Below are 12,959 nucleotides of genomic sequence, written 5' to 3'. Positions count from 1 at the left end.
GCAGGGTGAAGATCTTCCGCATGAGGCGCGCCTGCAGTGGCCCGTACGGCAGTACCGGTCAGGAGGTCCAAGGCATCGCCGTGACCGTGGCGGACAGAATCCTCTCCGATGCTCCTGAGCTCGTAGCAGATGACCGCAGCTATGTGGGGCTGCCACAGGGATTGTCCGGCGCGGTGACAAGTGGTTCACACGCTAAGAGCGCGGGGTCAAAGATCCTGGCGCACCATTAATTAGGCTCCGAAGTCGGCCGTTATCTTCAGCGCGCGTCGAGCGCGATCCGACTCTATATTGTTAGGATTGCCATCATGGTTCAAGACCCCGTCCTCGATGAGTTGCGGCAGTTCGTACGCGAGCGCGATTGGGGTAAGTTTCATACTCCGGGCAACTTAGCGAAAAGCATCAGTATTGAAGCAGGCGAACTATTGGAGTGCTTCCAATGGGATGGCGCGGAGTTGGAGTCAGCCAAGGAGGAGTTGGCCGACGTGCTGACTTACTGTCTTCTACTTGCCGACAAGCTGGGCGTGGACCCCGCCGAGATCGTTACCGCAAAACTGGAAAAGAGTCGCGACAAATATCCGGTCGAGAAGTCTTACGGAAGAAGTGCGAAGTATGACCGGCTTTAACCTGGAGAAATTCCGCTTCTCACCTGAGGAAGTGCGTGAATGGGGTGCCTCCGACCCCCGACACCGCAACTGGCCAGTCGTCTATATTATGAATAACGATTCTGAAATCTACGTCGGAGAGTCCATCAATGTCGAGGGCAGGATGCGTCAGCATCTTGAATCCGACGAGAAGCGGAATCTTCAGTCCGTGCGCGTGATGTTGCATGAGACATTCAATAAATCAGCTTGCCTTGACCTGGAATCGTTCTTGATTCGGTTTTTAGCTGGTGATGGGAGCTGGCAAGTCCTTAATCACAATGCTGGCATCACCGATGCGGATTATTATGACCGGCACCGGTATCAGAAGACCTTCGAGGAGATTTTCGAGACTCTTCGCGCTGAAGAAGGAATTTTTCAGCGAACTCTTCCGGAGATCATCAATAGCGACCTCTTCAAATTGTCGCCGTTCAAGGCTTTGAATCACGATCAAGCCGGCGCAGTCGAGGAGGTACTCGAGGGACTGTTCGAAGATCTTGAACGGGGCGAGAGCAGCGTGTCGGTGGTTCATGGGAACCCTGGGACGGGCAAGACCGTTGTCGGGATCTATCTCTTGAAGCTCCTTGAGGACATCCGCCGACATGACTCGGGAGAGCCGCTCGACGGCGATTCCATGTTCAGCGACTTCTTTACGCCTGGACATCCGGAGATGCTGGCAGGCCTCCGCGTAGGCCTCGTGGTTCCTCAGCAGTCGTTGCGCGAGTCGATTTCGCGTGTTTTCGCGCTGACTCCAGGGTTGAGCAGGAGATCAGTCCTAACGCCCTACGAGGTCGGGGCCAGTGACGAGCCGTTCGATCTTCTAGTGGTTGACGAAGCGCATCGTCTGAACCAGCGCGCCAACCAGCCGTCGGGGCCACTGAATAAGAAGTTCGCTGAGATCAATGAACGACTTTTCGGGGCCGATGATCCGGAAATTACGCAGTTGGACTGGATCATCAAGCAGAGTACACATGCCATATTCATGCTCGACACGGGTCAAAGCGTTCGGCCGGCTGATTTGCCTTCGGGCGTAACACGTGGCCTCCTTGAAAAAGCCGAAAGTGAACGACGCGTTTATCCCTTGTTGTCTCAGATGCGAGTCTCGGCGGGGCAGAATTACGTGGAGTACGTCCGTTCAGTCCTCAGTGATTCACCGCCGAACAAGCGTGAGGAGTTCAAAGGTTACGATTTGCAGTTCTTCAGTGATCTGCGCGAAATGAGAGACGCCATCATTAAGCGCAACTCGGAGCACGGTCTGTCACGACTTGTGGCTGGCTACGCGTGGAAGTGGCGAAGCAAATCTGACAAGAGCGCTTACGATATCGAGCTCGACGGAATCCAATTGCGTTGGAATTCCACCCCGCGGGACTGGATCAATTCTCCGGATGCAGTCAACGAGGTTGGGTCAATCCACACGGTTCAAGGGTACGACTTGAATTATGCGGGTGTCATTATTGGCCGCGATCTCCGATACGAGATTGACTCGGGTCGCATTGTGTTCGACCGATCTGAGTACTTTGATGTTAAAGGGCGAGAGAATAATTCCAAGCTTAATATCAAGTATTCCGACGAAGATGTGCTGGTGTTCATTCGAAACATTTACACGGTGCTGCTAACGCGTGGAATGCTCGGAACATATGTTTATGTTGCTGATCTCCCTTTGAGGAGCCGGTTGAAGAAGTATTTCGCGTAAATTCCCGTCCTGAGTGGGAGGTTGGCGTTAATTGTGACCGTGCAGACGAACGGAGCTCGCCTGAACCCTACATAGGAAGCGCCGAAATCGACTCCGCGTCCAATTGAATCGGCCGTCGTATGCTCCGGCGACGGTCACGCCGACATTTTGTGGTCGCGACCCCAGCTGAAGAGACACTCCTGCTTTCGCTAGGTCCCATAGTTCACTCAGCGGCCAGGCGTCCCCAAGCAGTTGCGGCGCGCTCGGTACTTCTATCGATATGACACGGGGCAGATGCACCATTAAAAGTGGACGCCAAGAAGCAAGTCGTCTGTTCCGGGCAACGCTAAGAGGGCGTGACGAGTAGACGCCGGAGTCTAACCTACTGACGTCGTGTGGGCGACGAGGTATGTCGTCCTGAATGAAGCTTGAGAAGTGCGAGGAGACGTTGTGGGGCCAACTTCCGTCCATAGCGCCGGTCAGGGGTGTATCGTTACGTTGACACAGACGTTGGGGGAAGCAATGCGTATCACATCCGAGTTTGCCATCAAGGGACCAGTTCCATTCGTAGACGTCCACGTGGACAGGGACAACCTGCTGTTCCTGGATCCTAGCGCTATCCGAAACGGGTCTGACGCGCTTTCCAAGGCGGCTAACGACACGTTGATTCGTTTTTTCGCCGAGGTTCTGCGCTTGCGTTCTTCGGCCAGTCCTACCGACCATGCGATAGGGCAGGAGCTGTTATCTCACTTGCATGAGCCGAATGAGACGCGCCTTGGGATGAGTGTCGCCAGCAAGTTCGGACGTGCGTTTGGGTCTCAGCACGCCACTGACCTTTGGGATCTTCTTGGCAAGAGTCGTGAAGCGCAAGCGTCCGTGATGACCCGTCTCGAGCACCTGCGGTTATTTGCTGATGGAGTCGGATATGACCTTATCTCCGATGCTACGACGCGCATCTTGTTTGGTCACCTTTGCGACTTCACTCAGAGCATGATGAAACGTTATCCAGAATTGATGTTTGGGGCGAAATCGGTCGACGCTGAGGTGTTCGACACTAGTTCTCTTACATGGGAAGCCCGCTCTACTGAGTTGCCGATTGCCGACGGCCGCACATTGCTTCTGGTTCCAAAAGGATGGGTTTATTGGCGTACCCTTATGGACGTCGGCCCCTTCTACAACCGGTACGCGTCTGCCACCGTGCAGGATGAGCAAACCGTCATTCGGTCGGATGGCAAGGCGATAAAGCCTTCAAAAAAGTCCATTCGTGAGGCGAATCGTGACATGCGGACATTGAATCGTGACCAGGCCACAAAATACAAGACTCAAAAGGGGCGGGATCTAGTAGCAGAGTATCAGGAGTTTGTTGATCGCGAATTTGATGGCCTGAGCGACTTCGAGATAATTCGACGCACGGGAGAGTAAACTCCCAGAGCTGGCTGACATAGAATCGTTGGTCCGATGGAAGAAGCGTTAGGACCTCCTCTTCCCCTCCATGTCGGGCCCGATAGGCGAGTCGCGAAGGATATCTTCTGAGTGCCGGGCCTAATTGGCGTCGCCGCCCAAGGCCTGCTTCGCCCGAAAGGCTCAATCGCCGACGGCCGAGGTTGGGCCGACGGAGCTTCCCGGGACCATTTGGCAAGGGACCAGCCTGTGCGGGAGTGCCGAGTCGGGTTTCGTGATGCGGTCGATCACTGCATCCGTGCCGAGTCGTCCCAGTTCCTCGGCCGGGGCCCGCATGAATGCCAGTTCTGGATCGCACATCGATGCAACAGTGTCCGACGAGACCAGCGACAGAACCGACAATTCGTCCGGCACCAAGGTGCCCGCCTGGCGGAGTCCCGTCATGAAGCCCGGGCTCGCCAGCTCATTCATGATGAGCACCGCTGTCACATCCGGATGCTTTTCCCGGAACATCTCGCCCACCTCGCGGCCTGCCCGCGGGGTCTCCCCGCAGTCGACCGTCACCCCGCTCAGTCCGGATTGCGCGATGGTGTCCCGGAATGTGCGGCTCGCCCGAGCAATGGCTCCGTAGGCGTGCAGGGTCGAGGGACCCGAGTGGTCGTACAGGAACGCGATGTTCGTATGCCCGCGCGCAACGAGCTCTTCAATGCCAGAGACCACGGTCTGCTCGAAGTCGATATCGACGTACGGCAACCCCGTCGGGTCCTGAGTGCGGCCGATGAGTGCGAAGGGTGTGGTGCCTTTCCGGAGCGCCTCCACGCGCTCGTCCTCCAGCTGCACCTCCATCAGCAGCACGCCATCGATCAGGCCGCTGCGCGTCAGCTCGTCGATCTCGTGCGCCTCGTTCGCAGCCGGCCACATGACCAGGCTGAAGCCGCGTTCCTGCGCCCGCTCTGCTGCGCTCGTGAAGAAGCGGGTTGCCGTCGCGTGCAACTGGCGCTGCAGCGCCGGGTAGAGCAAGGCGATGATGTCCGTCCGGCCGCGGGCCAGTGCGCTGCCGGCGGGGTTGCGACGGTAGCCGAGCTCCGCCATCGCGGCCTCGACGCGCTTCCGCGTCGGTTCCGTCACAGCCTTGGTGCCGTTGAGAACGAACGACACCGTGGCGATGGAAACTCCCGCCTGCCGCGCCACGTCCTGCATGGTGGCCATGTTCGCCCTCCTCTCGGTTCCAACAGTATGCCTGAGGGTTGACAGTGTGATCTGAGGCACCCCATACTCGTCTTCCAGCTAGTTAAGCGCTTAACCGATGGCTGGTCAATCTGACCGCTCCATCTGGCTCAACCGGGCCGTGAGCGCCGCGGCCCCCGGGCCATCGACGACGAGAGGAGAGCATCATGCCGGATTCACCAGAGTTTCAGGCGTCGCCGCCAGTCCTGCGGGTCGGCCTGATCGGGCACTCGTTCATGGGCAGCATCCACGCCCAGGCCTGGCAGAGCGCCCCGCGCTTCTTCGATCTGCCGGTGCGTCCCGAGGTGACTACCGTCTGCGGGCGGGACGCGGACCGGGCCGGCGCCTTCGCCGACCGCTTCGGCATCGCCCACGTGGAGACCGACTGGCGGCGGCTCGTCGAGTCGGAGGACGTGGACCTGATCGACATCTGCGTCCCGGGCGATCTCCACGCGCCCATCGCCATCGCCGCCCTCGAGGCCGGCAAGCACGTGCTCTGCGAGAAGCCGCTGGCCAACACCACCGACGAGGCGGACGCCATGGTCGCCGCCGCCCGCTCCGCCGCGGAGCGGGGCGTGCAGTCGATGGTCGGCTACAGCTACCGCGGAACGCCGGCCATCGCGTACGCCCAGCAGCTGGTCGCCGCCGGCCGCCTCGGCACCATCCGCCACCTCCGCGCCCGCTACCTGCAGGACTGGATTGTCGATCCGGGCTTCCCGCTGGTCTGGCGCCTGCAGCGCGACCGCGCCGGCTCCGGCGCTCTCGGCGACATCGGCGCCCACCTGATCGACATGGCCGCCTTCGTCACCGGACAGCGCCTCACCGAGGTCAGCGCGCTCACCGAGACCTTCGTGAAGCAGCGGCCGCTGCCCTCGGCCTCCGGCGGGCTGTCCGCCACGGCCGCCGGAAGCGGAATGGGGGACGTGACGGTCGACGACGCCGCGCTCTTCATGGGCCGCACCGACACCGGCGCCCTGGCCACGTTCGAGGCCACCCGCTTCGCCACCGGCCGCAAGAACGCCGTCCAACTGGAGATCAACGGATCCGCCGGATCCGTGTACTTCGACTTCGAGAACCTCAACGAGCTCTGGTTCCACGACCACGCGCTCCCCGCCGCCGAGGCCGGCTTCCGCCGCATCCTGGTCACAGAGGCCGAGCACCCGTTCCTCGAGGCCTGGTGGCCGCCCGGCCACGGCCTGGGCTACGAGCACACCTTCGTCCACCAGGCCGTGAGCCTCACCCGCGCCATCGCCGCCGGCACCGCCCCGGAGCCCTCGTTCGAGTCCGGCGCCTACGTCCAGCGGGTCCTCGCCGCCGTCGAGGCCAGCGCGGCCCACGGCTCCCGGATGACGCCGGTCGGCTAGCGCCCGCCAGTCCGCGCCCCCAACGCTTCCTTCCCCTCACTGCACACCGATTAATCACAGACCGCTTCACCATCTGCCCGCACCATCCTGACCCGATCAAGGAGAGAACCATGAAGAAAACCCACGAATCCAGCACTCGCCGGCGACTGCTGTCCGCGGCGGCCACCGCCGCCGCGCTCCCCCTGGCCCTGACCGCGTGCGGCGGCGGGGGAGACGCCGCCGGCGGCGGGGACGTCGAGACCCTCACCGTCCTGGACTACTACAACAACGAGCCGGAGAAGACCCTCTGGCAGGACGCGCTCGAGGCGTGCGGCACCGAGGTCGGCGTGACGATCGAGCGCGAGACCATGCCCGGGGCCGACCTCATCCAGAAGGTCCTGCAGCGCGCGTCCTCCAACACGCTCCCCGACGTCCTGATGCTGGACAACCCGGACGTGCAGGAGATCGCCCAGACCGGCGGGCTCACCCCGCTGAGCCAGTACGGCGTGGACACCTCCGGCTTCGCCGACGGCATCCTCGAGGCGGCCAGCTACGAGGGCGAGGTCTACGGGCTGGGCCCCGTGGTCAACACCCTGGGCCTCTTCTACAACGTGGAGATGCTGGAGGAGGCCGGCATCGAGCCGCCGAAGACGTGGGAGGAGCTCAAGGCCGCCGCCGCGCAGCTCACCGAGGGCAGCCGCTACGGGGTCGGCTTCTCCGCCGTCGCCACCTACGAGGGCGCCTGGCAGTTCCTGCCGTTCATGTGGACCAACGGTGCCGACGAGACCGATCTGACCAGCCCCGAGGCCGCCGAGGCGCTCAAGCTCTGGGTGGACCTGGTGGAGTCCGGCTCCGCGTCCGAGTCCGTGCTCAACTGGTCCCAGGCCGACGTGAAGGACCAGTTCGTCGCCGGCAACCTGGCCATGATGGTCAACGGCCCGTGGCAGATCCCGGCCCTGGAGGAGTCGGACGTGGAGTACGCGTCCGTGCAGGTCCCGGTCAACGAGGCGGGTGCGACGCCGGTGGCGCCCCTGGGCGGCGAGGTCTGGACCGTGCCCAATACCGGGGACGAGGCCAAGCAGGCCAAGGCCGCCGAGTTCGTGGAGTGCATCTCCAACGATGAGAACCAGATGGCGATCGCCAACGCGACCTACAAGGTGCCGACCCGCACCGACCTGATCGACGGCTACGTGGCGGAAGTCCCCTCCATGGAGGCGTTCGCCGAGCAGGTCCGCAACGCCCGCTCCCGCACCGGCCAGCTCGGCACGGACTGGCCGGAGACCGCCACGGACATCTACACCGGCATCCAGCTGGCGCTGACCGGCCAGGCCGAGCCCGAGGATGCGTTCGAGCAGGCAGGCCAGGGCTGATCCCATGTCCGTGATCCAAGAGCACGTCAACGGCGTGAGCCCCCCCGCGGGTGCCGGCGGTACCGAGCCGCCGGCGCGGCGGAAGCGGCTGCGGCGCGACGACGTCGTCAAGTTCATGTTCATCGTCCCCGCGGCGATCTACGTGGTGCTGTTCTTCGGCTACCCCGTGGTCAAGAACATCGTCATGGGGTTCCAGGACTACACCACCCAGACCTTCTTCACCGGCGAGGCGCCGTGGGTGGGCCTGACCAACTACGTCACCGCGATGAGCAGCCAGCTGTTCGTCCCGGCGCTGTGGAACACGGCGGTGTTCACGTTCGGCTCCATCGCCGGGCAGTTCGCGATCGGCCTGGCACTGGCGGTGTTCTTCCACCGCAAGTTCCCGCTCAGCAGCTTCCTGCGCGCGATCCTGCTGCTGCCGTGGCTGCTGCCGCTCATCGTCGCCAGCGCCACCTGGCGCTCCATCATGGACCTGGACGGCGGCGTCCTGAACCGGGCGCTCGGCGCGGTGGGCCTGGACGCGATCCCGTGGCTGACCAACCCGGACTACGCGCTGCTGGCCGTGATCCTCGTGAACATCTGGGTGGGCATCCCGTTCAACGTGACCATCCTCTACGGGGGCCTGCAGGAGATCCCCGAGGAGCAGTACGAGGCCGCCGCGCTGGACGGCGCCACCGGCTGGAAGGCGTTCTGGCACATCACCCTGCCGAACCTGAAGGGCGTCATCTCCGTGGTGCTGGTCCTCGGCGTGGTCTACACGCTGAAGGTCATCGACATCATCCTGGGCCTCACCAACGGCGGCCCGGCCAACGCCACCCAGACCATCGCCATCCGCTCCTACCAGTCCTCGTTCGTGGACTTCGAGTTCGGCGTGGGCGCCGCGTTCAGCAACGTCCTGATCCTGATCTCGCTGGTGTTCGCGCTCGTGTACCTGCGGACCACCCGCCGGCCGGCCAACTAGAGAGGAGAGCCGCCATGACAACCCCTGCTGCCACCGCCGCCGGCCCCGCTGCCACCACATCGGTCGCCCAGCGCCCCGACTACCGGCCGACGTCCGCGCGGTCCCGCAAGGACACCGTCTACACGGTGCTCGGCGTGATCTTCGTGGCCGTCATGCTGTTCCCGGTGTACTGGATGGTCAATGCCTCGCTGCAGCCGTCCGGCAACACCCTGAACGCCGACTTGATCCCGCTGAACCCGAGCTTCGAGGGCTACGCGACCGCCATCGAGGACCAGGGCGCCAACCTGGTCACGTCGCTGGTGATCTCGCTGGGCGCCGTCGTGGTCAGCCTGCTGATCGCGACGCCGGCGGCCTACGCGCTGGCGCAGTTCCGCTACCGCTGGATCGACGCGGCGCTGCTGGTCATCCTGATCGCCCAGATGATCCCGGGCATCGTGATCGCCAACGCGCTCTACGCCGCCTACAACTCGGTGGGCCTGCTCAACTCGGCGGTCGGCCTGATCCTGGCCGATGCCTCGCATTCCATCCCGTTCGCGATCCTCATCCTGCGGGCGTTCATGCAGGGCCTGCCGCCGTCCATCCTCGAGGCCGCCCGGGTGGACGGCGCCGGGCACGTCCGCGCGTTCGTCGCGATCGCGCTGCCCGTCTCCCGCAACGCCGTGGTCACCGCCGGGCTGTTCGCGTTCCTCTTCGCCTGGAGCGACTTCCTGTTCGCACTGACCCTCACCACCACGGATGATCTGCGCCCGGTCACGCTCGGCATCTACCAGTACCTGGGCACGCAAGTGTCCAACTGGGGCGCCGTCATGGCCACCGCGGTGTTGTCCTCCCTGCCGGCGATCGTCCTGCTGCTCATCGCGCAGAAGTTCATCGCCGCCGGCGCCACCGGGGGCGCTGTCAAGTAACCGGCGGTCACGCAGGCCGCGGTCAGGCAGGCCGCGTCCCGGCCGCCGCCCACCACCCACACCTCTACCAAGGAGCACACCTTGAACGGCACCACCACGCCCGAATACCCCATCAACGTCGTCGTCTGGGGCGAGAACCGGCACGAGCAGGTCCAGCAGAAGGTCCGCGACATCTACCCGGACGGCATGCACACCACCATCAAGGAGGGCATCGAGGAGAACCTCGGCGAGCGGGCCACCGTCCGGACCGTCACGCTCGACGACCCCGAGCACGGCCTCACCGAGGAACTCCTGGCGGCCACGGACGTCCTGGTGTGGTGGGGTCACGCCGCCCACGCGGAGGTCGACGACGAGATCGTCGCCCGCGTCCACCGCCACGTGCTGGACGGCATGGGCCTGCTGGTCCTGCACTCCGGGCACTGGTCCAAGATCTTCACCAAGCTCATGGGCACCACCTGCACCCTGCGCTGGCGCTCGGACGAGGACCGCGAGCTCGTCTGGACCGTGGACCCCACGCACCCGATCGCCCGCGGCATCCCGCACCCGTTCGTCATCCCCGCGCAGGAGATGTACGGCGAGCAGTTCGACGTCCCCGCCCCCGACGAGCTGGTCTTCCTCTCGACCTTCACCGGCGGCGAGGTGTTCCGCAGCGGCATGACCTACCGGCGCGGCCACGGCCGGATCTTCTACTTCAGCCCGGGCGACCAGGACTACCCCGTCTACCACCAGAAGGAGGTCCGCCGCGTAATCGCCAACGGCGTGGAGTGGGCCAAGACCCTGCGCCCCGAGCGCGCCACCCCCACCCTGCTGCGCTACGACCGCGAGGACTTCTACAACGGCCACGGGTACGAAGGAGCGATGGAGAATTGAGCGACTTCGCAACACTCCCGGCCGGGCGTCCCCTGCGGGTCGTCCAGGTCGGCGCCGGCGGCATGGGCCGCAACTGGCTGCGCACCATCGCCGCCAGCAGCGAGACGGAACTCGTCGGCGTCGTCGACCTCGACCTGGAGACCGCCCGGGCGGCGCTCGCCGAGCTCGCCGCCGGGCCCTCGGAGAGCGGAACCGGGACGCACGACGTCGTCCTGGGCCGGTCCGTGGCCGAGGTCGCCGCGCGGGCCGGGGCGGACGCGGTGGTGAATGTGACCGTTCCTGCGGCGCACCGGGCGGTGAACGAGGAGGCGCTCTTCGCCGGGCTGCCGGTGCTGTGCGAGAAGCCGGCCGCGCCCACCGTCGCCGAGGCGCTGCGCCAGGCGGCCGCGGCGAGGTCGGCCGGGCAACTGCTGATGATCAGCCAATCGCGGCGCTACTTCGCCGCCCTGGACGCGCTCGCCCGCGAGGTGGGGCGCCTCGGCGAAATCGGCACGGTGGACTGCGGCTTCTTCAAGGCCCCGCACTTCGGCGGCTTCCGCGAGGAGATGGACCACGTGCTGCTGGTGGACATGGCGGTGCACCACTTCGATGCCGCCCGCCGCATCATCGGCAGCGACCCGGTCTCCGTGTACTGCGAGGAGCACAACCCGGGCTGGTCCTGGTACCGCGGTGCCGCGAACGCGTCCGCCGTCTTCGAGTTCGACGGCGGCGCGCGCCTGGTCTACACCGGCAGCTGGTGCGCGCCCGGCGCCGAGACCAGTTGGAACGGGCAGTGGCGGGTGAGCGCCGAGCACGGGACCGCCCTGTGGGACGGCGACCACGCGCCGACCGTCGCCCTGGGGGAGGGCGGGGAGCCGGTCGAAGCCGCGGTCGAGCCGCGGAAGCAGGAGATCGCCGGGGCGCTCGCCGAGTTCGTGGACTGCCTGCGCACGGGTCGGGTACCGCAGTCGGAGGCGGCGCAGAACGTGCGGAGCCTGGCGATGGTCGAGGCCGCCGTGGCGTCGGCCGAGTCGGGGCAGCGGGTCCGGATCGACGGCGTGCTCGCGGCGTCCCTGCGCGAGGCGCTGGCCGCGGAGGACCGACCCGCGGTGCGCGCCGAACTCGAACGGCTGACGGCCGGAGCGGCGGTGGCGTAGCGGAGTCCGCCGCCGGCCCGGCCGTCCGGCGCCGGCTCCGGCAGACGCTCTGACGAGGGCGCCTGCGGAGGGGGAACGCCCGCCGCAGCGATACATGGTTCACCTACTAGGCCCGGAGGTGGTGAGGAGCGCCAGGTGCCGTCGGCCAGCGCGGTCTGGCACGCTGGTGACATGGCTTCCCTTGCCGATGTGGTGCTGCCGCTGATTCGTACTCGGGCCCACCTGAGCTATTACGCCGCGATGGATCACGGCTTCCAGATGAATGATGCTGCCGCTGCACTCCACGCTGCCCACGAGGACCGTACCCATGATCCGGTGGAGGTCTACAACGTCACCCAGCGCGCCATCGCCTCAGCACTGAGGGTAGTCCTCCGAGCCGACGATTCCTCCGGCGTGATCGGCGATGCGTGTCGGATGTTGTTGGAACTGCATCCGCGCGCAGCCGCCGCCGCCGGCATCGCGCCGGACAAACTCGTCGACTGGATGATCAAGTTCCAGTTCCACCAGGAGATCGACTTCTTTACCATCGACCCGGTGGCCTATGGCCCCGCGCTCGGGTCCGAGGGGATGGATCGATACCGGGCGCGACTGAAGGAGATGGCCGACGAGTGCGGAATCGACTCTTCAGAGACTTCGTTCGACTTTCGCCATGGATACTCTCACGAACGGTTTCTCCTCCAGTGGAACGCTCAACGGCTGGCGGTCTACGACCGGGATGTGGAGGCGATCGTCCGCACGCACCTGCGCGACGGCAGGGCGGCCGCGTGGTTCACGGAGACGGCCGCAGCACTGGAAGAGATTGAAGCTTATGACGACGCCATCATCTGGGCGCGGCGCGGCGCCGAATTCGATCGAGACTTCCAAGCACATCGCGCTGCTGAGCACTGGTGCCAGTTGTTGGCGGAGCACCGGCCTGATGAGCTTCTGGACGCGCGGCAGTGGATGTTCGATCGATGGCCGAACAGTGAGCAGGCGGCTGCGCTGCATCAAGTCGCTGGCGCGCGTTGGCCAGAGTTCGCGGAGCAGGTCATGCAGCGCCTGGCCTCCACCCCGAAGGAGGCCGTCCTGTTCGTCTACCGGGGCGTGGGGGATATTGAACGAGCGTGGAACTTGGCCCATGAGCTGAACCTGAACGACCTGCGAGTGTGGGACATGCTCGTCGAGGACTACCAGCAGGTTGGCCCATTGGCCGTGCTACCAGTTCTGCGGGAGATTGTTTCGGATCTCCTGGTGGCTGCGGATGCGCGGAACTACCAGGAAGCGGCCCGTCGTCTAGCGCGGATGCGCCGATTAGCCAGGGACACGGAGCAATCCACAGCCGTCGACGATTTCATTCTCGAGCTACGTGAAGAGCATCGCCGCCGCCCGCGCCTCCAGCGTGAGTTCGACGATGCAAAGCTGCCGCGCACGCCGTGACATGTCTGTGCAATGTGTAC

The 12,959-nt window shown here is 64.6% G+C and carries 11 protein-coding genes; 10 read left to right on the top strand and 1 reads right to left on the bottom strand.

The features are described from left to right. The first annotated feature begins 305 nt into the window (after positions 1–305). The 3 genes from ABD784_RS13650 to ABD784_RS13640 all read left to right on the top strand — a co-directional run bounded on the left by ABD784_RS13650 (position 306) and on the right by ABD784_RS13640 (position 3,732). The gene (locus ABD784_RS13650; protein WP_344885832.1) at positions 306–623 is read left to right on the top strand and encodes a nucleotide pyrophosphohydrolase; all 318 of its coding nucleotides are present in this window, start codon (positions 306–308) and stop codon (positions 621–623) included. Continuing rightward, positions 610–2,331, top strand: a complete 1,722-nt coding sequence (locus tag ABD784_RS13645) for a DNA/RNA helicase domain-containing protein (protein ID WP_344885829.1) — start codon at positions 610–612, stop codon at positions 2,329–2,331. The genes ABD784_RS13650 and ABD784_RS13645 overlap by 14 nt, the downstream gene beginning before the upstream one ends. Before the next feature lie 558 nt (positions 2,332–2,889). Next, positions 2,890–3,732, top strand: coding sequence for a hypothetical protein (locus ABD784_RS13640; protein WP_344885826.1), 843 nt, complete (start codon positions 2,890–2,892; stop codon positions 3,730–3,732). Between the two features lie 162 nt (positions 3,733–3,894). Here ABD784_RS13640 and ABD784_RS13635 read toward each other — a convergent pair whose 3' ends face one another. Next, positions 3,895–4,920, bottom strand: a complete 1,026-nt coding sequence (locus ABD784_RS13635; protein WP_344885823.1) for a LacI family DNA-binding transcriptional regulator — start codon at positions 4,918–4,920, stop codon at positions 3,895–3,897. Positions 4,921–5,105: 185 nt separating this feature from the next. Here ABD784_RS13635 and ABD784_RS13630 point away from each other — a divergent pair, with 185 nt between their 5' ends. From ABD784_RS13630 to ABD784_RS13600, 7 genes are all read left to right on the top strand, one after another. Then, complete coding sequence (locus tag ABD784_RS13630; protein WP_344885820.1) at positions 5,106–6,302, top strand: Gfo/Idh/MocA family protein; 1,197 nt, start codon at positions 5,106–5,108, stop codon at positions 6,300–6,302. Between the two features lie 110 nt (positions 6,303–6,412). Further along, positions 6,413–7,651, top strand: coding sequence for a sugar ABC transporter substrate-binding protein (locus tag ABD784_RS13625; RefSeq protein WP_344885817.1), 1,239 nt, complete (start codon positions 6,413–6,415; stop codon positions 7,649–7,651). 4 nt (positions 7,652–7,655) lie between these two features. After that, positions 7,656–8,612: a carbohydrate ABC transporter permease gene (locus ABD784_RS13620; protein WP_344885814.1), complete on the top strand. Its 957-nt coding sequence runs from the start codon at positions 7,656–7,658 to the stop codon at positions 8,610–8,612. A gap of 14 nt (positions 8,613–8,626) precedes the next feature. Then, positions 8,627–9,517 (top strand): carbohydrate ABC transporter permease, encoded by an 891-nt coding sequence (locus tag ABD784_RS13615; RefSeq protein ID WP_425582986.1) that lies wholly within the window; start codon positions 8,627–8,629, stop codon positions 9,515–9,517. An 81-nt stretch (positions 9,518–9,598) separates the two neighbouring features. Beyond that, positions 9,599–10,387: a ThuA domain-containing protein gene (locus tag ABD784_RS13610; RefSeq protein WP_344885811.1), complete on the top strand. Its 789-nt coding sequence runs from the start codon at positions 9,599–9,601 to the stop codon at positions 10,385–10,387. Continuing rightward, positions 10,384–11,523: a Gfo/Idh/MocA family protein gene (locus ABD784_RS13605; protein ID WP_344885808.1), complete on the top strand. Its 1,140-nt coding sequence runs from the start codon at positions 10,384–10,386 to the stop codon at positions 11,521–11,523. The genes ABD784_RS13610 and ABD784_RS13605 overlap by 4 nt, the downstream gene beginning before the upstream one ends. A gap of 171 nt (positions 11,524–11,694) precedes the next feature. Continuing rightward, positions 11,695–12,939, top strand: a complete 1,245-nt coding sequence (locus ABD784_RS13600) for a DUF6880 family protein (protein WP_344885805.1) — start codon at positions 11,695–11,697, stop codon at positions 12,937–12,939. Positions 12,940–12,959: the final 20 nt, after the last annotated feature.

It is taken from the genome of Zhihengliuella alba (genome assembly GCF_039538765.1).
GTDB lineage: Bacteria > Actinomycetota > Actinomycetes > Actinomycetales > Micrococcaceae > Zhihengliuella > Zhihengliuella alba.
This window is presented reverse-complemented; position numbering and strand designations above follow the sequence as displayed.

Excerpts from the sequence above, each read along its gene's own strand:
- ABD784_RS13650 (WP_344885832.1), top strand. The coding sequence starts at position 306 with ATGGTTCAAGACCCCGTCCTCGATGAGTTGCGGCAGTTCGTACGCGAG.
- ABD784_RS13645 (WP_344885829.1), top strand. The coding sequence starts at position 610 with ATGACCGGCTTTAACCTGGAGAAATTCCGCTTCTCACCTGAGGAAGTG.
- ABD784_RS13635 (WP_344885823.1), bottom strand. The coding sequence starts at position 4,920 with ATGGCCACCATGCAGGACGTGGCGCGGCAGGCGGGAGTTTCCATCGCC.
- ABD784_RS13630 (WP_344885820.1), top strand. The coding sequence starts at position 5,106 with ATGCCGGATTCACCAGAGTTTCAGGCGTCGCCGCCAGTCCTGCGGGTC.
- ABD784_RS13625 (WP_344885817.1), top strand. The coding sequence starts at position 6,413 with ATGAAGAAAACCCACGAATCCAGCACTCGCCGGCGACTGCTGTCCGCG.
- ABD784_RS13620 (WP_344885814.1), top strand. The coding sequence starts at position 7,656 with ATGTCCGTGATCCAAGAGCACGTCAACGGCGTGAGCCCCCCCGCGGGT.
- ABD784_RS13615 (WP_425582986.1), top strand. The coding sequence starts at position 8,627 with ATGACAACCCCTGCTGCCACCGCCGCCGGCCCCGCTGCCACCACATCG.
- ABD784_RS13600 (WP_344885805.1), top strand. The coding sequence starts at position 11,695 with ATGGCTTCCCTTGCCGATGTGGTGCTGCCGCTGATTCGTACTCGGGCC.